19 protein-coding genes are annotated in these 24,059 nt (G+C 51.3%); 13 read left to right on the plus strand and 6 right to left on the minus strand.

The window, feature by feature from the left end; all coding sequences use genetic code 11:
• Positions 1–159: 159 nt before the first annotated feature.
• Positions 160–1,074: a LysR substrate-binding domain-containing protein gene (locus IFO68_RS17945; protein ID WP_192017194.1), complete on the plus strand. Its 915-nt coding sequence runs from the start codon at positions 160–162 to the stop codon at positions 1,072–1,074.
• Here IFO68_RS17945 and IFO68_RS17950 read toward each other — a convergent pair.
• Both IFO68_RS17950 and IFO68_RS17955 read right to left on the minus strand, forming a co-directional pair.
• Positions 1,063–1,833: an ABC transporter permease gene (locus IFO68_RS17950; protein ID WP_192017195.1), complete on the minus strand. Its 771-nt coding sequence runs from the start codon at positions 1,831–1,833 to the stop codon at positions 1,063–1,065. The two genes, IFO68_RS17945 and IFO68_RS17950, sit on opposite strands and share 12 nt — an antisense overlap.
• Positions 1,826–2,392, minus strand: coding sequence for an ABC transporter ATP-binding protein (locus IFO68_RS17955; protein ID WP_330872802.1), 567 nt, complete (start codon positions 2,390–2,392; stop codon positions 1,826–1,828). The genes IFO68_RS17950 and IFO68_RS17955 overlap by 8 nt, the downstream gene beginning before the upstream one ends.
• 263 nt (positions 2,393–2,655) lie before the next feature.
• On the opposite strand from IFO68_RS17955, the gene IFO68_RS17960 reads away from it, so the two are divergent.
• The 4 genes from IFO68_RS17960 to IFO68_RS17975 all read left to right on the plus strand — a co-directional run bounded on the left by IFO68_RS17960 (position 2,656) and on the right by IFO68_RS17975 (position 7,969).
• The gene (locus IFO68_RS17960; protein ID WP_192017197.1) at positions 2,656–4,524 is read left to right on the plus strand and encodes an ABC transporter ATP-binding protein; all 1,869 of its coding nucleotides are present in this window, start codon (positions 2,656–2,658) and stop codon (positions 4,522–4,524) included.
• A gap of 240 nt (positions 4,525–4,764) precedes the next feature.
• Positions 4,765–7,032, plus strand: a complete 2,268-nt coding sequence (locus tag IFO68_RS22100; protein WP_336510286.1) for an S-type pyocin domain-containing protein — start codon at positions 4,765–4,767, stop codon at positions 7,030–7,032.
• Positions 7,033–7,269: a hypothetical protein gene (locus IFO68_RS17970; RefSeq protein WP_192017198.1), complete on the plus strand. Its 237-nt coding sequence runs from the start codon at positions 7,033–7,035 to the stop codon at positions 7,267–7,269.
• 445 nt (positions 7,270–7,714) lie between these two features.
• Positions 7,715–7,969, plus strand: a complete 255-nt coding sequence (locus IFO68_RS17975; RefSeq protein ID WP_192017199.1) for a bacteriocin immunity protein — start codon at positions 7,715–7,717, stop codon at positions 7,967–7,969.
• Between the two features lie 157 nt (positions 7,970–8,126).
• On the opposite strand, the gene IFO68_RS17980 is transcribed toward IFO68_RS17975, so the two are convergent.
• Positions 8,127–9,428 carry a cytochrome c peroxidase gene (locus IFO68_RS17980; protein WP_192017200.1) on the minus strand — a complete coding sequence of 434 codons (1,302 nt, stop codon included), beginning with the start codon at positions 9,426–9,428 and terminating at the stop codon, positions 8,127–8,129.
• Positions 9,429–10,177: 749 nt separating this feature from the next.
• On the opposite strand from IFO68_RS17980, the gene betI reads away from it, so the two are divergent.
• The 6 genes from betI to choV all read left to right on the plus strand — a co-directional run bounded on the left by betI (position 10,178) and on the right by choV (position 17,293).
• Positions 10,178–10,768 (plus strand): transcriptional regulator BetI, encoded by a 591-nt coding sequence (gene betI / locus IFO68_RS17985; RefSeq protein ID WP_192017201.1) that lies wholly within the window; start codon positions 10,178–10,180, stop codon positions 10,766–10,768.
• Between the two features lie 84 nt (positions 10,769–10,852).
• Positions 10,853–12,313 carry a betaine-aldehyde dehydrogenase gene (gene betB, locus IFO68_RS17990; protein ID WP_192017202.1) on the plus strand — a complete coding sequence of 487 codons (1,461 nt, stop codon included), beginning with the start codon at positions 10,853–10,855 and terminating at the stop codon, positions 12,311–12,313.
• A gap of 56 nt (positions 12,314–12,369) precedes the next feature.
• A complete protein-coding gene (betA, locus tag IFO68_RS17995) occupies positions 12,370–14,064 on the plus strand; it encodes a choline dehydrogenase (protein WP_192017203.1) in 1,695 nt (564 codons plus the stop codon).
• Between the two features lie 156 nt (positions 14,065–14,220).
• A complete protein-coding gene (locus IFO68_RS18000; protein ID WP_192017204.1) occupies positions 14,221–15,165 on the plus strand; it encodes a choline ABC transporter substrate-binding protein in 945 nt (314 codons plus the stop codon).
• A gap of 68 nt (positions 15,166–15,233) precedes the next feature.
• Positions 15,234–16,082, plus strand: a complete 849-nt coding sequence (choW, locus tag IFO68_RS18005; protein WP_192017205.1) for a choline ABC transporter permease subunit — start codon at positions 15,234–15,236, stop codon at positions 16,080–16,082.
• Positions 16,083–16,084: 2 nt separating this feature from the next.
• Positions 16,085–17,293 carry a choline ABC transporter ATP-binding protein gene (gene choV, locus IFO68_RS18010; protein ID WP_192017206.1) on the plus strand — a complete coding sequence of 403 codons (1,209 nt, stop codon included), beginning with the start codon at positions 16,085–16,087 and terminating at the stop codon, positions 17,291–17,293.
• Positions 17,294–17,385: 92 nt separating this feature from the next.
• On the opposite strand, the gene IFO68_RS18015 is transcribed toward choV, so the two are convergent.
• Positions 17,386–18,108, minus strand: a complete 723-nt coding sequence (locus IFO68_RS18015) for a PLAT/LH2 domain-containing protein (RefSeq protein ID WP_192017207.1) — start codon at positions 18,106–18,108, stop codon at positions 17,386–17,388.
• A gap of 290 nt (positions 18,109–18,398) precedes the next feature.
• Positions 18,399–18,671, minus strand: a complete 273-nt coding sequence (locus IFO68_RS18020; protein ID WP_192017208.1) for a hypothetical protein — start codon at positions 18,669–18,671, stop codon at positions 18,399–18,401.
• Positions 18,672–18,933: 262 nt separating this feature from the next.
• On the opposite strand from IFO68_RS18020, the gene IFO68_RS18025 reads away from it, so the two are divergent.
• The gene (locus tag IFO68_RS18025) at positions 18,934–20,580 is read left to right on the plus strand and encodes a GMC family oxidoreductase (protein ID WP_192017209.1); all 1,647 of its coding nucleotides are present in this window, start codon (positions 18,934–18,936) and stop codon (positions 20,578–20,580) included.
• A gap of 74 nt (positions 20,581–20,654) precedes the next feature.
• Here the strand turns inward: IFO68_RS18025 and IFO68_RS18030 are convergent, their stop codons facing one another.
• Positions 20,655–21,683: an AraC family transcriptional regulator gene (locus tag IFO68_RS18030; protein WP_192017210.1), complete on the minus strand. Its 1,029-nt coding sequence runs from the start codon at positions 21,681–21,683 to the stop codon at positions 20,655–20,657.
• Positions 21,684–22,062: 379 nt separating this feature from the next.
• Between IFO68_RS18030 and IFO68_RS18035 the strand changes: the two genes are divergently transcribed.
• Entirely contained in the window at positions 22,063–24,033 is a 1,971-nt protein-coding gene (locus tag IFO68_RS18035; protein WP_192017211.1) for an alkyl/aryl-sulfatase, read from the plus strand.
• The last annotated feature ends 26 nt before the right edge of the window (positions 24,034–24,059 follow it).

The raw sequence follows: 24,059 nt of genomic DNA on the forward strand, positions 1-24,059 counted from the left end.
AAATACGCTCTCCACACCTTAATAAAAGCGCAGATTGCGCGATTTACATCACCTTAACAATCGATAATTATTAACATCAGCGTATAGTTATTCTATAAGCTTATACTGAAAGCCTAGCTGACTGGCAATGTCAGCGCGACCCGAAGAGATTAAGAAAACATGTCAGTCATAAAAGGCAACCTGCTGGCGGTGCTGGCTACTTTCGATGTCGCCGCCAGAACCACCAGCTTTACCGGTGCTGCCAGTCGGTTACATATCACGACAGGTGCGGTCAGCCAGCAAATACGGCAGCTTGAACAACAACTTGGCTTCCCGGTGTTCCAACGTCATGCCAGAGGCATCATCCTGACCGAGCAGGGCCAGCGGCTGCATCAGGTTGTCAGCCGGAGCCTGACTGACATTGCTGAGGTTATTCGGGAGCTTCAGACTGATCCCCAGCCCGAAGGTGAAATTCGCCTCAGACTTACCCCTTCATTTGCCTTCAAATGGCTGGTGCCCAGATTGCATGATTTCTATCAGCACTACCCTGACATCAATATCCAGACATACGCCGATGGTGCCCTGGTCGACAGCCGGGACACAGATTGCGATTTAGTGATTGATTACCGCCGTGACGACGAAATTAAAGATGACGGCAAAACCAGTCTGTTGATGGCGGAATCCCTGCTGCCTGTCATGAGTCCCGACTATCAGGCAAAGTTCGACTGGTTGCATCCGCAAGCCTGGCACCAGGTGACGTTACTGCATGATGCGATGCCGTGGCGTCAGGCGGAGCGGGATACCGAGTGGCGCTACTGGTTTAACAGCATGCACATACAGGCCGACAGTCGGCGAGGCCACTTTTTTAACCGGACAGACATGGCAATGGCAGCAGCCGAAGCCGGACTGGGGGTCGCCATGGCGCGGCAGGCATTGATAGGTGATGACGTCAACAAAGGCCGGCTGGTGTCACCGTTTGCTCCCCTGCAGGCCAATGCGGGTTATTACCTGATCAGCCACCGCCATTCCGCGGCCATTGACTGTTTTGTGCAATGGCTGAGAGCACAGATTGACTCTGTGCCCCTAGAGCACTAACTGTCCATAGCGGTTAAAGGCAAACCGGCTCATCATGCCTAAGGTGGCCGCGACACTCACAGAGACGGCAACAAGAATAGCGATCATGATCGCCAGTTGATACTTCACCGCCAGAACAGGTTCCGTGCCGCCGAGGATCTGACCTGTCATCATACCCGGCAAGGCCACTATCCCCAGAGTGCTCATACTGGCTAACTGCGGCATTAACGCCGCTTTGACCGCCTCTCGCTGAAACGGTTGGATCGGGTGCGGCGCGCCCATTGCCAGATAAAACTGATACTCGTTATTTTTTTCTTTCAGGCTGGCATACCAGCGCTCCAGCGCCAGTACATTAGCGGTCAGGGCATTGCCCAGAATCATTCCGGCGACTGGGATCAGGTATTGCGCCTGCCACCAGGGATCAGCATGGATCAAACCCACCAGCATAGGTGGCAGCACCACAAATAAGCACACCAGCAAACCAGTGATCACGGACAGTGTCGCTTTTCCGAGCGCAATCCCCGCGCGACGACAGATACTGAAACCTGCCACTGTCACCATGATTCCCAGCCATAACAGATTCAGACCGGGATGCTGGAAATCAAACAGGGTTTGCAGGTACAAACCCACCACCGCAAGCTGCAAGGTCATGCGAAGCACGGCAGTGACGGTCGGCTTACTCAGTCCCAATTGCCAGCGGTAAAACAGCGCCAGCGGCACCAGCAACAACAGATAGAAACCGGCCAGTGACAGGTTTGAAATCGCAATGGCATTATTCATGACTGACTCCCAGTTCAATCTGATACTCAGCCGATGCCAGCCAGTGGGGATCATGTGACACAGACACACACGTGAGTGGCTGTAACGCCAGCTGGGCCATCACCTTATCACGGCTGGCACTGTCCAGCGCCGAAGTCGGCTCGTCCAGCAGCCAGATGGGCCGGTCCATCAACAGTGCCCGGGCAACAGCAACCCGTTGCTTTTCACCTCCGGACAACGCACTGACCGCTTTTTCCAGTCCATGGGTAATCTCCAGTGACAGCAGCACATCCACACAACGCTTATCGTCAGGCATATCGCTTTTCACGGCTTTCAGTGTCCATGGCAGCCGTAAGGCATCCCCCACCGATTCGCCCCCCATCACTGGCGCTTGAGGTAAATAGCAGAATTGCTGCCGCCACCAGCGCAAGTTGCCGGGGCTGATTTCCTGCCCCTGCCACAAAAAATGACCTGAACTGGCAGGCTGTAAACCAGCCAGTACCTGTAACAGACTCGATTTTCCGCTGCCCGAACGGCCGGAAAGAGCAAGGTGTTTGCCCGCTGGCAAACTTACCGTCAATGCTTGATCCTGGGATTGTTCAAATCCTGACCTCAGCATGTTTATCTTTAACTGAACCTGACTGTCAGACATTCTGTTCGCCTATTCACTCCGGACATCTAAAATTGATGCGTCATTATGGTCAGATTCTGATAAAATATTGCCGTTATTTCTGACACATTAAAGAGCACTCAAACAGTAAACAGTGTTCAGCCGTAATGCTTACGGCCATCCTTTAAGGCTATCGCCTATTGCGTCACATGCACAATTGGAATCAATAATTTATGTTTAAATTCTTTGAGAAACTGACGGCGCCTTTCCCGGACGAAACGCCTCAGCAGCCCCCGGGCAGCCTGCTGGCATTTTGCCGCTACTATACACGTGGTTTCGGTTGGCCATTATTGGCAATGTCTGTTCTCAGCGCCTGTATTGCCATTGTTGAAGTTACTTTATTAGGCTTCATGGGACAGTTGGTTGACCTGCTGGCTCAACACTCACCTGACACTTTTCTGGCTGAAGAAAGCGGAAAACTCTGGATGATGGGTCTGCTGATTGTGGTGGTGATCCCCTTCCTTGCTTTCACTCACTCAATGATCATGCACCAGACCCTGCTGGGGAATTATCCGATGTCGATCCGCTGGCTGGCGCACCGCTATCTGCTGCGCCAGAGCGTCTCGTTTTATCAGGATGATTTTGCCGGACGCCTTGCAACCAAAGTCATGCAGACGTCGCTGGCCGTCCGGGAAACCGTGATGAAAATGGTGGATGTGCTGGTTTACATCAGCGTGTATTTCACCGCCATGATTGTCATGATGGGAAATGCCGATATCATTTTGATGTTGCCTATCCTGGTATGGTTGATGGCCTATATCGGTATTCAGTTCTACTTCGTACCGAAAATGAAAAAAATCGCCACCGAACAGGCCGACGCCCGTTCTATGATGACCGGCCGTATTGTCGACAGCTATACCAATATCACCACGGTGAAACTGTTCTCGCACACCAACCGTGAAACCGAATATGCCGAAGAAAGCATGCAGGGGTTTCTGGATACTGTGTACCGTCAGATGCGCCTGGCAACCAAATTCATTTTGAGTGTCGATGCCATTAACTACCTGCTGCTGTTCGTGATTGCCACTGTCTCAATTGGTCTGTGGATGAACAGTGCCGTTACTGTGGGTGTTATTGCCGTAGCTATCAGTATTGCGCTGCGCGTGCAGGGCATGTCTAAATGGATCATGTGGGAAATCGGTGCGCTGTTTGAAAACATTGGTACTGTCGTCGATGGCATGAAAACCCTGTCTAAACCGGTATCGATTGAAGACAAAACCGATGCGCAGCCACTTGATGTGACTCAGGGCGGCATTGAATTCGATAACATCAGCTTCCACTATGGCGAGAAAGACAAAGGCGTTATCGAACAGCTGAATCTGCATATCAAACCCGGTGAGAAAGTGGGTGTGGTCGGCCGCTCTGGCGCAGGTAAATCAACGCTGGTCAACCTGCTGATGCGCTTCCACGACCTGGAATCCGGTGCCATCCGCATTGATGGCCAGAACATCGCTGATGTCACGCAAGATTCACTGCGCGGCAATATCGGAATGATCACGCAGGATACGTCATTGCTGCATCGCTCTATTCGCGAAAACATTCTTTACGGCAGACCCGATGCAACAGAAGAAGAGCTGCGGGCGGCTACCCGTCAGGCACACGCCCATGAATTTGTTGAAACACTGACCGATCCGCACGGCAATGTCGGTTACGATGCACAGGTCGGTGAGCGCGGTGTGAAACTGTCCGGCGGTCAGCGCCAGCGTATAGCCATTTCTCGCGTGCTGCTGAAAGACGCACCGATTCTGGTGATGGACGAAGCGACCTCAGCGCTGGACTCAGAAGTTGAAGCGGCAATTCAGGAAAGCCTGTACCAACTGATGCAAGGCAAAACAGTCATCGCGATTGCGCACCGTTTATCAACCATTGCAGCTATGGATCGCCTGATCGTCATCGACCAGGGCCAGATTGTTGAGCAAGGCAGCCATCAGGAACTGCTGAGCAAAAACGGCATTTATGCCCATTTATGGGCGCACCAGACAGGCGGCTTTATCGCCTGTGATCTGGAAGAAAGCCAACCAGAAGCGGAAATGGCAAAGTAACCCGCTCCTGATCTCAAACAGACAAAACCAGCCTGCGGGCTGGTTTTTTTATATCTGGTTAGTAGCTCCCCTCTCAAACCTCACCTTGCATTTCCACACCCCAAACCGGCAATTCGCAACCTGAAACTTGTTATTTCCACTGAAAGTCACCCTCAAAAACCGTCACACCGCAACCGCTTCCCAGTGATAAAATCTTGCGCAAAATGTTTGATATAGCTGCTTTTTTGTTAAGGGGGCATTGTGAGTGCTGATGACGATTCAGTGAAAAAAAGATATCCCAGGGCGTCTTATGCGCCCCTTGAGGATTACTCCACCCTTGCACCTCCGCCGTCGGCAGGGGAAGACCCGGAGCCAGTGGCACAGTTCGAGTACAGTTTTGATCTGTCCTGTTCGGCAGAGTCATTGCACCAGCACAGCACTTGCGAATTTGCGTTAGGCAACACCGAAGCAGAAGACTGGCGGGCAAACTGGCAAATCAAACCGATTGAACAGGGCTATCGCCACACCACAGAGGTCAGGGTTGAAGAGCCGAAACATTTGTACGTGATCCGCGCCAGCTCATCACTGGGTGTGACTCCGGTTGAGCCGGTGACCGTTCATCCCAAAGGAGCCGGTCAGGCGCAGGACGCCTTCGTGGCTGTTATGCCTGCGGTGGAAATTGACGGGCGTCTGGGCCACCCCACACAGGGTTACTTCTACCATTTTTGTGACGATAAGCTGGTGCAGGAATACCAGATCCTCGGAGACAGACGCTGGGCATTTCAGGCGACGTATTCAACCCACGACCGGCTTTGCGATGATCTGCACCATGGCGTACAGAGTGCTATTTTGCTGCCGTGGAAACGGGGCGGCCAGCAGGCAGACAATCAGTATCTGGTCTACCGCCGCGAGCGGATCACCCGCCTGCATCTGGATAATCTGAGTGAAGACTGGCTGGTACAAAACGGCGTCAAAATCGATCTCGGTGCGCTGCTGGATGCCATCAAAGAGCCTGTTGTTGTGCGGGAAAACAGTAGCAATGAGCAGCGTCAGACTGAGTCAACAAGCTCTCATACGGTACAGCGTGATCCGGCCACCGGACAGCGGGAGTCATGGTCTGATATTGCCCGGCAATACGGCCTGACCGCCCGAGAACTGCTGGATTTGAATCCAGGCTATGAAGAAAACCCCTTATTACTGGAGGCGGGGCATATTCTGACAGTACAATCACCGGATGCTGTGGCTGCCTCCGAGCCGGTCAGAGAACGGCCGCCGGTGCCGCCAGCCGATGTTAATCAGCCGCTCAACACTTGCTATCACTACGACGGTTCGTGCATTGAAGACACCAGCATCATTCCGATGTATCCCAGCGGGCTGGCGGCAGACATTCCTGTCGTGCGTATCAAGTCGGTGGTAGCGCCGGTGTTTGCCAAGTCCTGTGATATCCAGCAAGGATGCACAGACGCCGGTACATCGCCAGAGCCGATCACTAACTTTGGGCCGTTCTCGTGGTTTTTCAGCTCGGCTCAGGCCAATCCAATCGCAGTTATTCAGGCACAGCAAGCCACCCAATCAGCACTTGCGAGCAGTGCTGGCGGCGCGGTTGGCAACAAGGCACTCAGTTCGGCCAATAAGGATGCCGCTAACGCTCTCACCAGGCTGACCGGCAAACTCGGCAGTGTGCTGGACGACTATCGGCTGATGACCTCCGGCGGGATTACCTCAGTGCTGATGATGCAGCGAAAAATCTGGCACGATGACGACACCCAGCACACCGAAGAAGAGCTGCATAACTTAGAAAGCGTGCAAAGCCGGATCCGCATCCGCCTGACCGACCCGGCGCCGGGCGAATCTTATCCGCAGGTTCGTGCGTATCACATGGATGACACCCGCATTCCGGTGCGTTATGTCGGACTGGATAAAAAGACCAACAGCTACTCCGTTGCGCTGGAGGAAAACGGCCCGCATATTACCTGGACGCCGAATGAAGAGGGCAAGCCAGAGTGGCAACTGACACCGGATCATGACGACGGATATGAAAAAAGTGACATTTATATCACTCCCATACCTGAAGACATATCGATACCGTTGGTTGAAATCTTTCCGGAAGCAGAAAAGGTTACTTGGAAAGACTTAGTAATTGTGTTCCCGAAAGATTCCGGGATTCCTCCAATTTATTTTGTTTACAGTGAAAGGGCATATTCAATTGCGTACAAGACAAAGCTGTCTTCAACATCATACCCGGGAGTGTCTCGTGCTCGACATTTTCAAGAAGCCAACGAGAACTTGTTGAAAAAAATTGAGAGTGACCCGCAATTTGCTCAGCATATGGATCGCCTAGGGATTAAAATTTCACGAACTACTACCGGCTTAGCTCCGCGCAGACCACCGAAAGATTGGACATGGCATCATGAGCGAGGGGAGGGTGACATGGTATTGGTTCCAAGAAACCAGCATACTATTGGCAGTGAAGAGTGGAATGTTCTACACCCTGATAATAAAGGCGGCTATTCAATTTGGGGAAAATAAATGAACTTAGAAAACGTTATTCGTAATATAAATAGTTTTAACCCTGAACATACTATTTACGTGAAAGGGGCTTGGATTCCGCAAGCTGAAGCGGTTGTTTGCTTGGAGCCTAGCAATGGGCAAGTACCGGAAGGGTTTGAATATTTCTTGGAGGTTTTTTTGGTCCAGGAACTCATTGAAGACTCAAAGAATCTGACGGTACAGAGAATCATCGAGTATGCACAAAATGATGCATAAGGTGCATTTTTAAAAGTTTTGATTGTCACCCCTAAACCACCGCCTATGGCGGTGGTGATTGTTCGATTTATTCGCGATACTAATGTTCTTGGTTAAATCACACGTCCTTCCCTAGCTGTGATCAAGTACAGCTGGAGAAATCCCTTCAAGGAGATTTATAGTTCTTTCCATCTATTGGTACTGTTAGCAAAGAAGCTGTTCATAGTTCAGTGTCAGTACAGGGTGAGAGCATACTAACTTACTCGCTCAGACAACGAACACTTCGTGTGTTTGTTGAACTCAAAATTTTTCATCTTCTCGGCAATTTTCGTAAAAATTGGCCTAGATTTTAAGCTCGTTCACCACTTGAACAAGAATTGAGCGAAGTATGATCGCGCCCTGAGTGTCAGTATAAGCCACAGATCCACATATTTATCGAACCTGTTCGGGAAGTGGTACTCATCAAATGTTAAATAAATTCACTGATTATACTGAGGCAGAATTTCAAATTCTGTTGGATAAAATTTATGCTGAAAATCGAGATGACAATCTGCTTGATGAGGTTGTGTATTATTTCAACAGTGAGATTATACACCCTGAAGGCAGTGCTCTTCTTACGCACCCCACAATGATTGGCATCGAAGACTCACCAGAGGCAGTTATTTCCGAACTAAAGCGCTGGTACGCCGAGCAGGGCTTGCCCTGCTTCAAGTCTGAGTAACCGCTGAGCCAGAACTGCCCACCAAGGCCACTTGAGTGTCTTAAAACACCTCAATGTGGCCTTTTGATCTGAATCTACTTACTCTTAACCCATACCACTTACAGCGATTAAGTCGTATGAGGAGATAATTCAACAGAGTATAACCCTATGGCTCTGCTCATTCGCTCGTCCCTGCTTCCTCTGGCGGGAAAGGATCACTGAATATAGGATTACTCAGGAAGCTGTCATCGGTCAGGGTTTCAAGGAAAGCCACCAACGCTTCTTTGTCCGCCTGGCTTAATCCCATTCTGACGGGCCGTCCGGTGCGGTCTCTCAAATCGGGGCTGAGGTTAGCGTGGTTATTGATACCACTGTTGTAGAACTCTATCACAGACATCAAATCAGGCAAGTGCCCATCGTGGAAGTAGGGGGCACCAACAGAGATATTGCGCAGGGAACCCGTTTTGAAGAATCCGGCCAGATTGCCGCCTACGCCCTGATCCGGGTCATTATTGCTGACTGAGCCATTGTTGTGATTTCTGTCCAGCACAAAGGCGGTGGTAGTGTGGCAATCAATGCAGTTCAGAGAATCAAACAAGTCCAGCCCTCTGAGTTCCTGAGCAGATAGCACAGGCGTTGGATCATTGTTCAGTTCTGCCTGAACCGCCTGATCAAACCTGGACTCATAACTCACCATGGCCCGCATAAACTGGGACATCGCAAGGGCTATCCGCTGGCTGGTGATGGCTTCATCGCCGAAAGCCTCGGTAAACAACTGACCATAAAAACTGGTCTGCCCCAGCTTGGTTTCGAGATCAAACAAGTTCATGCCCATCTCTACCGGATCCTGAATCGGCATTACCGACTGCTCCTCAAGCGTTGCAGCCCGTTCATCCCAGAAGAAACGGCCGGGATCGTAATAGCGGGAATTGGTCAGCCCCATAGAATGGCGCCCTGTGTGCCCGCCATCAAACCCTGTGCTCAGTTGCGCCGGGTCGGTGAAACCATGCTCCTGTTGATGGCAGGAAGCACATGAGACAGTGTTATTGGCCGATAAACGGACATCATAAAACAGAATCCGACCCAGTTTCGCTACCGGATTGTTCAATTCGTTATCATTGGGCGTATTGTCTTCCGTCGCCACGCTGGTAAAGCGAATGTTATTAAATTCGGTACTGGACAAACTGGTGTAGTAACCAGGCTGGCCAGCCACATACGTTTCATAATCCGGACTGGACTGGGTATCGGGTAATGGCAGTCCATCGATATCCACCCTGGGTTCCGGATCAGGATCACCATCGCCCGGAGACTGGCCATCGCCCGGGCCATCATCAGGACTGCCAGGTGTACCGTCGCCGCCTGAGTCACCGGGAGCCACAACAGGGGGTGAGTTATCCCCTGTTGTCGGTTCATCGTCATCATTACATCCCGCGAGTGCTGTTATTGCCACAGCCAGCAAAAAGACATGTGAGTACTTCATGGTTACACCTCTGCCTAACCACTGCATTTGTTGTTATTCATCGAGGATCTGGCGGTGTAGGTCCCGCCTAATGAAAACAGTAGCAGTTGAGGTGGCAGAAGGGTTTCTGAATAGTAAGACGCAAAGTCCCGTAGTTTTTGCGGTACTTGAAGTATTTTGCAGTCAGACATCACTTTTTTGACAATGCTGTCCAAGTGCTTTTCTTTCTCAGACGGGACAGGCAAGCCAATCCTGATCCTGGATGAAGCAACCGCCCATCTTGGCGAAAAAATGGAACAGAAAATCCTGAATACCATCGCAGCCTGTGCCCCCCAACCAGATACAGCGGATTATTCACCACAATCCTCTCAACAACATCTGCGGTCTTCACCACCATTGGCTCATCGGCCAAGGTTCGCTACTGGAGGTGTCCAATGCATGATATTCAATTTCTCGTCACAGCGGTTCAAAACCGCTGAGTTCTGGCAGGCTGCCATGGCAACCACATAACTCAGAAGTCTAATAATTTAAGGCGATTTCTGCTCATATTTCACCCTTAAAACAGAACAAAACGGACAATCTTTTAAGTGTCCGCTTTACTGCATAACAGCCATAAACCTTCATTCTTACAGTCACCCGCTAGCAAGCAACCCTTCAAAACAATCACACAACTAAACATTACAACACTAAACATTTTTTTTGACTTAGATCATTCGATGTGTCATTTTATTTTTAATTAATCGTTCAATTAAAAATATTGGTGACTGATCATGCCCAAAGTAGGAATGCCGGAAATCCGAAAACCACAACTGGTGGAAGCCACTATGGCAGCCATAGATGAAGTGGGGCTGGCAGGGGCCAGTGTGGCGCTGATCAGCAGAAAAGCCGGTGTGTCACCGGGTATCATCAACCACTACTTTGGCGGTAAACACGGTCTGCTGGAAGAAACCATGCGTTCGGTACTGCGCCAGCTTTCGCATACCGTGATGGAACACCTGGCGAGCGTTGACAAGAAAGATGTCCCGGGCCGGATCAAAGCCATTGTCGCCGGTAATTTCGACAGCTATCAGGTCGACAACAAAGTCGTCAAAACCTGGCTGTCCTTCTGGGCGCAGGCCATGCACGACCCGCAACTTCACCGCCTGCAGCGGGTTAACGAAAAACGCCTGCTGTCTCACCTTCGCCATGAATTAAAGCAAGTGCTGCCTGCTGACAAAGCCTTGTTTGTCGCCCAGGGCACAGCAGCATTGATTGACGGTATCTGGTTGCGGGGAGCATTAACACCGGGCGGTATCAGCCCGACTCAGGCGCAGTCCATTATTACCGATTACCTCGAAAAGCAACTGGCACCGTATCTTTAATCACAGTGTGCCAGCAAGCAGACACTCATCATTGTTCGGGACTGATGCACCCCATCAGCCACGACTCAGGAGCAGAGAAACAGTATGACCAAGACATCCCTGTACATTCACGGCCAAGCCATTCAAGCCTCTTCTGGTGAACACTTCACAACCCGAAATCCGGCCACCGGTGAAGTGATCGCTGAAATCGGCCAGGCCTCTGAAGCCGATATGGCGCGTGCAATTGAATCTGCCAAAGCTGGCTTTGCCAAGTGGTCTGCCATGAGTGGTGCCGAACGGGGTCGTATTCTGATGAAAGCGGTCGCGCTGCTGCGTGAACGTAACGACGAACTGGCGGCACTGGAAGTTCAGGACACAGGTAAACCGTTGCAGGAAGCGCTGGAAGTTGATATTGCGACAGGTGCCGATGTGATCGAATACTACGCCGGTCTGGCAGCCAGCTTAGCCGGACAGCAGCAGGATCTCGGTCACGGCCAGTTCTTCTATACCCGGCGCGAACCGCTGGGCATTTGTGCCGGTATCGGTGCCTGGAACTATCCTATCCAGATTGCTATGTGGAAGTCTGCCCCTGCGCTGGCGGCAGGTAACGCCATGATTTTCAAGCCGTCTGAAGAAACCCCGCTGACGGCACTCAAGCTGGCTGAAATCTATACCCTGGCCGGTGTCCCTGACGGTGTGTTCAACGTGGTTCAGGGTGATTATCGCGTCGGCCAGATGCTGTCACGCCACCCGGAAATCGCCAAAGTGTCCTTCACCGGTGAATGTGGCACGGGCAAAAAAGTCATGGCCGATGCCGCCGGCACCCTGAAAGACGTCACTATGGAACTGGGCGGTAAATCACCGCTGATCGTGTTTGACGATGCCCAACTGGATAACGCTGTGTCAGCCGCCATGATGGCGAACTTCTACACCCAGGGCGAAGTGTGTACGCACGGCACCCGAGTGTTTGTTCACGATGCGGTTTACGACGAGTTCCTGACTCGTCTGGCAGCGCGCACCGCCAAGCTGAAAGTCGGCGACCCGAGCGATATCAATACCCAGATTGGCGCCCTGATTTCTGCTGATCATCTGGAAAAAGTGCTGGGCTTTATTGAAGCTGGCAAGCAGTCCGGCGCCCGCCTGCTGGCGGGGGGTGAACGCGTCACAGCAAATGGTCTGGACAAAGGTCACTTTGTTGCACCGACGATCTTCGCCGACTGCACCGACGACATGCCCCAGGTCAAAGAAGAAATTTTTGGCCCTGTAATGTCTGTGCTGCGTTTCAGTGATGAAGACGAAGTGATTCGCCGTGCCAACGATACAGATTATGGCCTGGCAGCCGGTATTTTTACCCAGAATCTGTCGCGCGCTCATCGTCTGATCGCTCGCATTGAAGCCGGTATCTGCTGGATCAACACCTGGGGCGGTTCTCCGGCAGAAATGCCGGTCGGCGGTTACAAGCACTCTGGTGTCGGGCGCGAAAACGGTCCGGACACCCTGAATCATTACACCCAGACCAAGAGTGTGCTGATTGAACTGGGTGATCTTGAATGCCCTTACCAGTAACCACGTATGTGGAAAAAACACGCCAAGCCAAAGTGAACAGACGTAAAGGGAACGCCATGAAGCAAGAATTTGATTACATCATTGTCGGTGCCGGTTCAGCAGGTTGTGTGCTGGCAGACCGCCTGACCGAAAGCGGCAAGTATCAGGTGCTGCTGCTGGAAGCCGGTGGCAGCGACAAGAGTATTTTTATTCAGATGCCAACGGCGCTGTCGTACCCGATGAACAGCGATAAATATGCCTGGCAGTTCGAGACTCAGCCGGAATTTGGCCTGGATGGCCGTCAGCTGCACTGCCCGCGCGGTAAAGTGCTGGGTGGCAGCTCATCGATCAACGGCATGGTGTATGTCCGTGGTCACGCCTGCGACTTCGACGAATGGGAAGCACACGGCGCGGCAGGCTGGAGCTACCGTGAGTGTCTGCCCTACTTCCGCCGTGCTGAAAAATGGAAAGACGGTGAAGATGCCTACCGCGGCGGAGACGGCCCGGTCGCCACCTGTAACGGTAATGATATGGCGCTCAATCCGTTGTATCAGGCCTTTATTGATGCCGGTCAGCAAGCAGGTTATCCGGCAACGGACGATTACAACGGTTATCAGCAGGAAGGTTTCGGCCCGATGCACATGACGGTGGATCAGGGGGTGCGGGCCTCTACCTCAAACGCTTACCTGCGCCGGGCAATGAAACGCGGCAATCTGACCGTACTGACGGGTGTGTTAAGCCGCAAAGTGGTACTGGAAGGCAAAACAGCCACCGGTATTGAGTTTGAACGCAGCGGTATGGTGCAAACAGCGACGGCGAGAAAAGAAGTGATTCTGTCGGCCGGTTCGGTCGGCTCACCGCAATTGCTGCAGCTGTCGGGCATTGGTCCGAAAGCCGTGCTGGAAGAGGCAGGTATTGAGGTGAAACACGACCTGCCGGGCGTGGGTGAAAACCTGCAGGATCACCTGGAAGTCTATTTCCAGTACGCATGTAAAGAGCCGGTGACCCTGAACAGCAAGCTGGGCCTGATCAGCAAAGGCATGATCGGTACCCGCTGGATCCTGTTCAAAGACGGACTGGGTGCCACTAACCACTTTGAGTCCTGCGCTTTTATCCGTTCGCGTGCCGGTCTGAAATGGCCCAATGTGCAGTACCATTTCCTGCCAGCCGCGATGCGTTACGACGGTCAGGCCGCTTTCGACGGTCATGGTTTTCAGGTCCATGTCGGCCCGAATAAACCGCAGAGCCGCGGCCGAATCTGGGTGACGTCTGCTGATCCGAAAGCCAAGCCGGGTATTGAGTTCAACTACATCAGTACCGAGCAGGACAAGCAAGACTGGCGCGATACTATCCGCCTGACCCGTGAAATTCTGACCCAACCGGCAATGTCGGCGTACCGAGGACAGGAGATCCAGCCTGGCGAAAATATCCAGAGTGATGAAGCCATTGATGCCTGGGTTCGTGAAAATGTCGAAAGTGCCTATCACCCGTCCTGCACCTGCAAAATGGGCAGCGATGAGGATGCCATGGCGGTATTGAACAGTGACTGCCAGGTGCGTGGCATCGACAGTTTGCGAGTGGTCGACTCCTCTGTCTTCCCGACTATTCCCAACGGCAACCTCAACGCGCCAACCATCATGGTGGCAGAAAAAGCCGCCGATAAGATTCTGGGCAAACCTGCCCTGCCCGCGGCGCATGTGCCGGTCTGGATTGCGGACAACTGGCAGGATCAGCAACGCAGCAAAGAACCTGAAGCTGCTGACGCGAACTGACGCTCAACGTTGAACAACAGCACCTTTTAGTGGTGGTGAAACCCACCACCACAGGGCCACTGCATGCCTGTTTTCAGTCAGCAGGCGGGCCTGCCACTCACGCCTCAGCCGAACACGAGGCTAAATAACAGCAACGAAATGGATAAAGGACACGTCATGACGACAATCAAGAAAACCATCAAGTACACTGCATTTGCGACACTTTTTGCTGCCGGTACCCAGCCTGTTATGGCTGCGCAGTGCGACACGGTGCGCTTCTCTGATGTGGGCTGGACCGACATCACTGCCACCACTGCCGTGACCAGCGAAGTACTGAAAGGTCTGGGTTACAGCACCAAAACACAGCTGCTGTCTGTACCTGTGACATATTCTTCCATGGCCAATGGTGACATAGATATCTTCCTCGGCAACTGGATGCCAACCATGGAAGGTGACATTGCCAAATACCGCGACAATGGCACCGTTGAAACTGTTCGCGCCAACCTCGAAGGCGCTAAATACACCCTGGCCGTGCCGAAATACGTTTACGATGCCGGCGTGCACAGCTTTGCCGATCTGGCGAAGTTCGAAGACAAATTCCGCGGCCGGATCTACGGCATTGAACCGGGTAACGACGGCAACCGCCTGATTCAGGACATGATCGACCAGAACGCTTTTGGTCTGGAAGACTTCCGTCTGGTGGAATCCAGTGAAGCGGGCATGGTTTCTCAGGTGAAACGTGCTGTAAACCGTGATCAGTGGGTGGTTTTCCTGGGCTGGGCGCCGCACCCGATGAACAACAATTTCGAACTGAAATACCTGGACGGCGGGGATGATTTCTTCGGCCCTAACTACGGCGGCGCCAGCGTGTTTACCAATGTTCGCAAAGACTACCTGCAAACCTGTCCGAACGTTGGCCAGTTGCTGCAAAACCTGACATTCAGCCTGGAGATGGAAAACACCCTGATGGGTGACATTCTCAACGATCAGAAAAAACCAGCAGCAGCGGCGAAAGCCTGGCTGAAAGACAACCCGGCCGTGCTGGATAAATGGCTGAAAGACGTGACTGCTCTCGACGGCAGCAAGGGCACTGACGCCGTGAAGAATTACCTGGACATTTAATAATTTGCCGCAGGTGCTGAACCTGGCGCCTGCGGCCGCTTTTGTTGTACCCCTTTTAAGGAGTTAATGTGAATTTTATTACCGATCATAAGATCCCACTGGGCGAATGGATGGCAAATCTGGTCGACTGGCTGACTTTTAATGCGGCCGGCTTTTTCGACGCCATCTCCTACAGCCTGGAATCTCTGATCATGATGCTGGTGGATGTGTTTAAATGGATGCCGCCTGCCGCGCCGATTCTGATCACCGCGCTGCTGGCCTGGGCGCTGCACCGCAGTATTTCGCTGGTCGCTTTTGTGGTGGTCGCGCTCTTGTTGATCCTCAATCTGGGCTACTGGCAGGAAATGCTGGAAACCTTTGTACTGGTGCTGACCGCCACTTCAATTTCAGTGCTGGTTGGCGTGCCCATCGGCATTATGGCAGCGCACCGGCCGTGGCTTTATACCCTGATGCGGCCGATTCTTGATCTGATGCAGACTATCCCGACTTTTGTATATCTGATCCCAACCCTGGTGCTGTTCGGTCTGGGTGTGGTGCCGGGCTTAATTTCCACCATTATTTTTGCCATTGCTGCTCCGATTCGACTGACCTACCTGGGGATCAGCCGCGTACCGGAAGAACTGCTCGAAGCAGGTCAGGCCTTCGGTGCGACACGTTCCAAGCTGCTGTTCAAAGTAGAACTGCCGGCGGCAATGCCAAACATCATGGCGGGTATTACCCAATGTATCATGCTGTCTCTGTCTATGGTGGTGATTGCCGCGCTGGTGGGTGCCGATGGTCTGGGTAAACCCGTGATCCGCGCACTGAATACCGTGAACATTTCGCAGGGCTTTGAAGCAGGTCTGGCGATTGTACTGGTCGCTATTATTCTCGACCGCCTGTGTAAAACCCCGGCCAGCAAAAATCAGGAGGGCTGAACATGACTGCCATTCGAATTGAAAACTTAGACGTCATCTTCGGTAAAAATACCGAGCAGTCACTGGCACTGCTGGATAAGGGCAAAAGCCGTCAGGAAATTATTGATGAAACCGGCGATGTGGTCGGCGTGAATAACGTCAGTCTTAACGTACAGCAAGGCGAGATTTGTGTCCTGATGGGCCTGTCCGGCTCAGGTAAATCCAGTCTGCTACGGGCCATCAACGGCCTGAACCCGGTTTCGCGCGGTAAGCTGGAAGTACAGGACGGCGATGGCATGGTCGATCTGGCCAGCTGCGATGCCACTAGCCTGCGCCACATGCGTACCGAGCGTATTTCCATGGTGTTTCAGAAATTTGCCCTGATGCCCTGGTTATCTGTGCTGGATAACGCAGCATTTGGTCTGGAAATGCAGGGCATCAGTAAATCTGAACGCCGCCGCCGGGCGATGGAAAAACTGGAAATGGTAGGGCTGGCTGAATGGAAAGACAAGCTGCCGCACGAACTGTCAGGCGGGATGCAGCAACGTGTCGGCCTGGCCCGTGCCTTTACCATGGACAGCGATATTCTGCTGATGGACGAACCGTTTTCGGCGCTGGACCCGCTGATCCGCAGTCAGTTGCAAGACGAGTTGCTCGATCTGCAACGCAAACTGAATAAGACCATTGTCTTTGTCAGCCACGATCTGGATGAAGCGCTGAAAATCGGCAATAACATCGCGATCATGGAATCCGGTGAACTGATCCAGCACGGCAAGCCGGAAGAGATTGTTCTGAAGCCTAACACTCAGTATGTCAAAGATTTCGTCGCCCACACTAACCCGCTTAACGTACTGCGTGGCCGCTCGCTGATGACACCGGCCAGCGCGCTGGAAAACCTGGAAGACATGCTGATCCTCAACCGTCACGAAGGCACCCGGCTCAATACCAATGATGATGGTGAAGTACTGGCGGCACGTCGTCAGGATCAGGATCTGGCGCTGCAAAGCTGGCACCAGGGTGACGATCTCGACCGCCTGTCTCAGACTGATATTGTCACTGCCAGTCCGGATATCTCAATGCGCGATGCGCTGGAAATCCGCTACCGTACCGGACAACCTGTGCTACTGACCGAGCAGAATGAGGGTAACAAAAATAAATTGGTGGGCGTGCTGTCCGATCAGGACTTCTACCACGCCTTATTGGGGAAACACTTTGAGGCGAAATTGGCGTAATTCACTCTGAATCGGCAACCTGTCTCAGTGGACGCAAACGCCCGGCTATCAACCGGGCGCTTTGTTATCAATATACTGGAGGTGAATGTTTTTTAATCCGCAGCGCCAAACCACCAGCGTTTCTCGCCATCCAACCAAGAATTTACCGTGAAATGTGTACTCAGTTCTGAATAAATTTTCGACCTCACTGAAATAGACTCTGGCTTCCATCCTTGTGTGCCCGGTTTATTCAGCATCAGTCTGGTGATCGGCCCGATTAAAGGAACAGACACTTTTACTTCAACTGTGTCCGTTTTTCCTGTTTGCCAGTCATTTAAAGGCTGATCAATATGTGTAAATGTCGATGCATTACCATAAGAATCAAATAACTTGATGTAAACAGCATTATTTGATCCTGCATGGTCATCATTTGAAGTTTTAATTGTCAGTATAAAACTCGAATCTGCCTTATCCCGGTGCGTTGAATCCCCGCCATTATACTGCGAAAGCCCGACAGTTTTAGAAGCATGATTGTCCAACCATGCGCCACCTCCAGCAAAACATTGACCATCATTAATACGTGTGACCCAAGTACTGTTTAATGACCATGCATCTTTACCATCTAACCGAAAGACTTCGTTCGTTAACGGCGCATTCCCTGTCGTTAGCCCATTCAAAACTATTGAAAACAATTCACCTTGATTAAAGTTCTCGCTGGATAACTTTTTCTCAGGCCCTGTTTCTGATGTTGACTGAAGTTTCACATAAACCGGATTTTTAGTATTATCGCCACTATCAGTATTAGTAATAGTGATTATTTCATAATCGTAAGACATCATTAATCCTTATAATTACCAACTGTTAAAATTCAGGTTTTTGATTAAAACCAAAGTCAGTATGCGCAAAGACGATTAATATATGCAACTGATTTTATAATAACTCGGCTATATTGCGATCTATCGCATTATTTAATGCAAAGGCTAATTTTAAAAATAAATGACTGTCATTCTATACATCCAGCCCCACTAACCATTCCAACCTGGAACCAAGCTGTCATGGCAATTTCTCACCCTCGCTACACAACCAAAATCCATTCCGGCTGATAACCCCGTCATAGACGAACCCATTAATACCTATCCAACTCAGGGCTAGCCACCAGCTTACTCCAAAATACTGACAGGCCTTCACCAGAACGGATTCTCTCCGCCCATACCGCACCGACAATCAAGCCAATGGCAGTGAAACTCATCACCACTGCCCCATTGACTTCCCCCATCACCAAACAAACCGGCCCGGCGAGTAACAAACCAAACATCGCAGGGGTAACAGCGAGCATTATCCACATCGAAAGAGCAATCAGCCCAGAGACAGCTTTCAGCACAGTGACATCCTTATCCACAGGGTAATCCGCTTACCAGATAGTAAGATCCTAATCGCTAATGCACTATGTTGCACTTTTGATTGCCAGGAAATGTTATGAAATGTGATCCTGTACCAGAGGCAAGCGATTGCTTATAAAGTAATGATTTTTAAGTAATAAATTTTCATTAATTTGACATAATTTATAAAAACGACCAGATGATAATGATTTGGCGTCCTCAGCAAAAAGCAAAATGTTAACAGTTTGATAAAATATCAGCAGTTGCTTGCAAGGAGGCACTATGAAATCTCGTTATGATTATATTGTTGTCGGTGCCGGTTCTGCTGGCTGCGTACTGGCAAACCGCTTAACAGCCAATGGAAAATACTCAGTGCTGGTGCTGGAAGCCGGTCCATCGGACAAAACGCCCGTTGTCAGTACCCCTGGTGCCTTCGCGTATTTCATGTTTTCCAGGAAATATAACTGGGCCTACAACGCAACGTCCAATCCTGCACTGCGTAACGGACAACCGGTTTTCGTACCGCGAGGCAAAGTGCTGGGCGGCAGTTCTTCCGTGAACGGTATGCTCTATGTCCGTGGTCAAAAAGAGGATTACGACCATTGGTCTGCACTGGGCAATTCCGGCTGGGGCTTTGATGATCTGCTGCCTTACTTCAAGAAATCCGAATGCAATGAGCGCGGAGCCGATGCCTTTCATGGTGACAGTGGCCCACTGCATGTCAGTGACCGTCAGGCCCAGTATCCGCTCACAGAAGCTTTTATTCAGGCCAGCCAGCAGGCCGGATTCAAATTCAATCCAGATTTCAACGGCGCTGCTCAGGAAGGCGTGGGTTATTACCAATGCACGATTAAAAATGGCCAGCGCTGCGGTGCTGCCCGTGGTTATCTGCACCCGGCCATGGAACGGAAAAACCTGACCGTACTGACGGAAGCGACAGTAAAAAAAGTCGTTATTGAAGATAAAAAGGCCATTGGTGTCAGCTTCGCCTATAAAGGGCAGGATCTCACTTTCCATGCTGATCAGGAAGTTATCCTCAGTGGCGGTGCCATCAATTCACCACAGCTGCTGATGCTGTCGGGTATCGGCAACCAGGATCACCTCGCAGCGCATGGCATTGACTGCCAGCACCACTTACCGGGCGTCGGCGAAAACCTGCAAGAGCATGTCGATGCCTGCGTACTGGTTAAAAGTAAGAAAAAAGACGGCTTCACCGCTTCACTCGGCGGCCTGTTGCGTATGACTCCCGATACACTGAAATATGTGCTGAAAAAGGAAGGCAAGCTGTCCAATTCCATCACTGAAGCGGGCGGATTTATCAAATCCCGGGAGGATTTGGATCGCCCTGATATCCAGCTGCATATGTTGCCGTTGCTGTTTGACGACAGCGGCCGCGATTTGAAACTAATGGCTCAGCATGGCTATTCCTGCCACGTCTGTGTACTGCGCCCGAAAAGCAGCGGGACGGTAAAACTCCGTTCGGCAGACCCTGCTATGGCACCAGACATTGATTTTAACTTTTTCGCCCATGAGGAAGATAAAAAAGTGCTGGTCGACGGCATTCGGCAGTTACGTAAAATTCTGGCGGCGCCGGCTTTCGATGGCTACCGGGCTGAAGAACTGAATCCGGGCATTGAAGCAGACACCGATGAGGCAATCTTTGACAAGATCAAACAGCACATAGGTTTGGTCTATCACCCGGTTGGTACCTGCAAAATGGGTCATGACGCGATGGCCATAGTAGATACCGAACTCAAAGTGTATGGCGTGAAAGGCTTGCGCGTGGTGGACGCTTCTGTGATGCCAACCCTGATCAGCGGCAATACCAATGCGCCGACTATCGCGATTGCAGAAAAAGCCGCTGAGCTTATACTCAACAGACCAGCCAGCCACCAGCAGCAACATCAAACAGACAGCATCACTGCTTAATGCGCAACACATCCGCATTTAAAAACCGGCTGCGAAACTCAGCCGGTTGTTCCTGCAGCGAGGCGATGAATACGCTACCGGATTTGCTCAGAGAGTTGATTGCGGTAGCGGCCCGGCGTTTCTTCCGTCCAGCGCTTAAAGGCCCGGTTAAAGTTCCCCACGCTGGAATACCCCACCAGATAACCAATCTCACCCAATGACAGATGCGGTTGCTCAATATACTCCAGCGCCAGCTTTTTGCGGGTACTTTCCAGAATATCGGTAAACGATGTCCCTTTATCCTGTAACTTTCGTTGCAGACTACGCAGGCTGATCCCCATAGATTCCGCGATCTCGGTTTGAGTGGGAACGCCCATAGGTAATAACTGGCAAAGCTTATTGCGAATAATCTGAATCAGATCATTTTTATCCATCCGCGTCAGAAATTCGTCCAGCATTTTTTCATGGGTTTGTGCCAGCAAGGAATTACCGGTAATGAGCCGCCGTGAAGCCTGCTCACTGTCAAAAACCACCGCATTCATTGCCTGGCCGTAGAGGATCTCACAGCCCATGAATTCACTCAGAAAAGTCTGCCCCTGATCGGCCGCCATCAGACACACTCTGACCGGGTGCAAATCGCCGGGAACCATATCCCTGGCAAATTGCACCATGGTTGCTAAAAAGGTTTCAGCAACTATGTCCGGTATAACCGGGGTATGGCTACCCGCGTGGCAGACGATATTCATTCGGAATACGACCTGCTCTGCAGACTCAATCAACTCAATCGAACAGGTATTGGACACCACTCTTTTATAGCGGGCGATACGTTCCAGCGCGTCTTTCAGTGTACTGGATGACATCATGGCGTAGCCAAGCGCGTAGAACACACTGGGATGAAAATTGCGGGCCACCTGCACGCTGACATCCTGGCGTGGTAACCGCTGATTGCAGTACTGCAATAGCTTGGTGATTTTTTCTATGCCAATGCGGCTTTCCTGATGCAACACTTCACTGGGTGAAATCCCGCAAGCCGACAATGCCTGTTGCTCGTTTATCTGGTTCGCAGCCATCATGCGGCTAAAAGGGATCAACCAGCCACTCAGGGTTGAGTAATAAGCATTCATATGCGTATATCGCCTCACTGTTCACATCGAAAGCGTCCTGTCACAAGCCATGTCATTTAGCCATAAAATGCTGCTATTGTGGACTGACCACTCAGTCAGCTTTTCTGGCAGACGCACACTTTCACCGACAAACCCAGGTATTGCCAAAAGCCAGCGAAGAACAAAGTCGCACACTGAAGCTGACATTTGACACCCCCCACATCAATGACACATTTTATTAACAACCAGCACCCGCGCAACATAAAATGGCGTGAACTGAGAACTCGATAAGACAGTCGTCCTATAAGCTAATTGACTGAATGAGCCTGCATGGCCTGTCAGGGTAGAAACAATCGCGCCCTGAACGCCTTACCTCTACGACATTTAACAAGGACGATCTATGCGCCATAGAACTTTAGTCGCCAGTATGATTGTGGCTGTCTTTTCTCAATCCGTTTTTGCCGCCGATCTCAACACAGAAGCGAAAGATGCCACTCCCTTTACAAAAGCTTATCAAAAGCAGCAGAGAGACAGACTGCCCTTTTCCGATACCAAAGATTTTGAACTGGTTGAGAAAGGCCTGATAAAGCGCCCGGAGGCAGTCACCATCAAGGATGAGAACGGCACCGCTGTCTGGGAATTGGGCAACTATGATTTTCTGATGGGTGATAAATCAATCGACACGATTAACCCCAGCCTGGAGCGTCAGGCCAAACTGAACATGGCCTACGGCTTGTATCAAGTCACGGATCGTATTTATCAGGTGCGTGGTTACGATATTTCCAACATTACTTTCATTAAAGGCGATACCGGCTGGATTGTGTTCGATCCGCTGCTGACGCCACCGACAGCCAAAGCGGCATTCGAACTGGTAACAAAAGAGCTCGGCAACTACCCAATTCATGCCGTGGTTTATAGCCATGCGCACATTGATCATTTTGGTGGGGTGAAAGGTGTGGTCTCTCAAGAGCAAGTCGACAGCGGTGAAGTCGAGATCATTGCCCCCCGTCATTTCATGGAGCACGCGATTAAAGAAAATGTGCTGGCCGGTAATGCCATGACACGCCGCGCAACTTACCAATATGCCAACGCACTGCCTATCGGCCCGAAAGGTGTCGTTGATGCTGCCATTGGTAAGGGGGCATCCCTGGGCGTGATTGGTCTGATCAAGCCAACCCGGGAAGTGACTGAAGACACAGAAACCGTCACCATAGACGGCATTAAGATGGTATTCATGAACACCCCGAACACTGAATCGCCATCGGAAATGAACACGTATTTTCCGCAGTTTAAAGCATTATGGACAGCCGAAAACGTCATTGGCACCATGCACAATGTCTATACCCTGCGTGGCGCCGAGGTGCGGGATGCTCAAGGCTGGAGTAAGTACATTAACAGCCTGATCCATGGTGTGGCCAAAGAGGCAGACGTGATGTTTGCTTCACATAGCTGGCCGCGGTGGGGCAATGGCTACCTGATGCACGTACTCAAAAAGCAACGTGACATGTACGGTTACATTCATGACCATGCCCTGAACCTGGCCAACAAAGGCGTCACCATCAACGAGATCCATAACGAATTTGAAGTACCGGACTCTCTCGCCAACGAATGGTACAACCGTGGCTACCACGGCTCGTATTCACACAATGTCCGGGCCGTTATCAACAAATATCTGGGTTTCTTCGACATGAACCCGGCAAGCCTGAACCCGCTCAGTCCGGCTGACTCTGCACCCAAATATGTCGAGGCGATGGGCGGTGCCGATGCCATCATCCAACGGGCAAAAGCCAGCTTTGATAAAGGTGAATACCGCTGGGCGGCAGAAGTTCTGAACAAGGTTATTTATGCCGATCCTGACAACCAGCAGGCTCGCCTGCTTCAGGCTGATATTTTTGAGCAACTGGGCTACCAGTCTGAATCAGCTGGCTGGCGAAACACCTATCTGGTCGGTGCTTACGAATTACGTAATGGTATGCCAACCAATGCGCGGGCCACCCGTGTTGGCCCCGACTTTGTCAGCGCAATGAGTACAGATCTGATTTTCGACTATCTGGGTGTGCGCCTGAACGCAGAAAAAGCGGAAGGGAAAAAACTCACACTTAACTTTGTGTTCCCGGATCGTGAGGAACGCTATCTGCTGGAGCTGGAAAACAGCCACCTGAACAACATCAAAGGCCAGCAAAGCGATAACGCCGATGTCACCATCACCATTAACCGCAGCGATATGGACAACATGCTGATTAAACAGCAAAGCTTCCAGCAACTATTGCAAGACGGTAAGGTCACAACCCAAGGCAATGTTCAGGCCTTTGGTCAGCTGATGGGCATGATGGACGAATTCCCGTTCTGGTTTAAGATTGCCACGCCTTAATCGCAGGCTACTCTGTGTTTCATTCT

The organism is Photobacterium arenosum (assembly GCF_014841115.1).
Lineage (GTDB): Bacteria > Pseudomonadota > Gammaproteobacteria > Enterobacterales > Vibrionaceae > Photobacterium > Photobacterium arenosum.

What these genes read in the sequence shown, in the direction of transcription:
- IFO68_RS17945 (WP_192017194.1), top strand. Translation starts at nt 160, where the DNA reads ATGTCAGTCATAAAAGGCAACCTGCTGGCGGTGCTGGCTACTTTCGAT.
- IFO68_RS17950 (WP_192017195.1), bottom strand. Translation starts at nt 1,833, where the DNA reads ATGAATAATGCCATTGCGATTTCAAACCTGTCACTGGCCGGTTTCTAT.
- IFO68_RS17960 (WP_192017197.1), top strand. Translation starts at nt 2,656, where the DNA reads ATGTTTAAATTCTTTGAGAAACTGACGGCGCCTTTCCCGGACGAAACG.
- IFO68_RS17970 (WP_192017198.1), top strand. Translation starts at nt 7,033, where the DNA reads ATGAACTTAGAAAACGTTATTCGTAATATAAATAGTTTTAACCCTGAA.
- IFO68_RS17975 (WP_192017199.1), top strand. Translation starts at nt 7,715, where the DNA reads ATGTTAAATAAATTCACTGATTATACTGAGGCAGAATTTCAAATTCTG.
- IFO68_RS17980 (WP_192017200.1), bottom strand. Translation starts at nt 9,428, where the DNA reads ATGAAGTACTCACATGTCTTTTTGCTGGCTGTGGCAATAACAGCACTC.
- betI (WP_192017201.1), top strand. Translation starts at nt 10,178, where the DNA reads ATGCCCAAAGTAGGAATGCCGGAAATCCGAAAACCACAACTGGTGGAA.
- betB (WP_192017202.1), top strand. Translation starts at nt 10,853, where the DNA reads ATGACCAAGACATCCCTGTACATTCACGGCCAAGCCATTCAAGCCTCT.
- betA (WP_192017203.1), top strand. Translation starts at nt 12,370, where the DNA reads ATGAAGCAAGAATTTGATTACATCATTGTCGGTGCCGGTTCAGCAGGT.
- IFO68_RS18000 (WP_192017204.1), top strand. Translation starts at nt 14,221, where the DNA reads ATGACGACAATCAAGAAAACCATCAAGTACACTGCATTTGCGACACTT.
- choV (WP_192017206.1), top strand. Translation starts at nt 16,085, where the DNA reads ATGACTGCCATTCGAATTGAAAACTTAGACGTCATCTTCGGTAAAAAT.
- IFO68_RS18015 (WP_192017207.1), bottom strand. Translation starts at nt 18,108, where the DNA reads ATGTCTTACGATTATGAAATAATCACTATTACTAATACTGATAGTGGC.
- IFO68_RS18025 (WP_192017209.1), top strand. Translation starts at nt 18,934, where the DNA reads ATGAAATCTCGTTATGATTATATTGTTGTCGGTGCCGGTTCTGCTGGC.
- IFO68_RS18030 (WP_192017210.1), bottom strand. Translation starts at nt 21,683, where the DNA reads ATGAATGCTTATTACTCAACCCTGAGTGGCTGGTTGATCCCTTTTAGC.
- IFO68_RS18035 (WP_192017211.1), top strand. Translation starts at nt 22,063, where the DNA reads ATGCGCCATAGAACTTTAGTCGCCAGTATGATTGTGGCTGTCTTTTCT.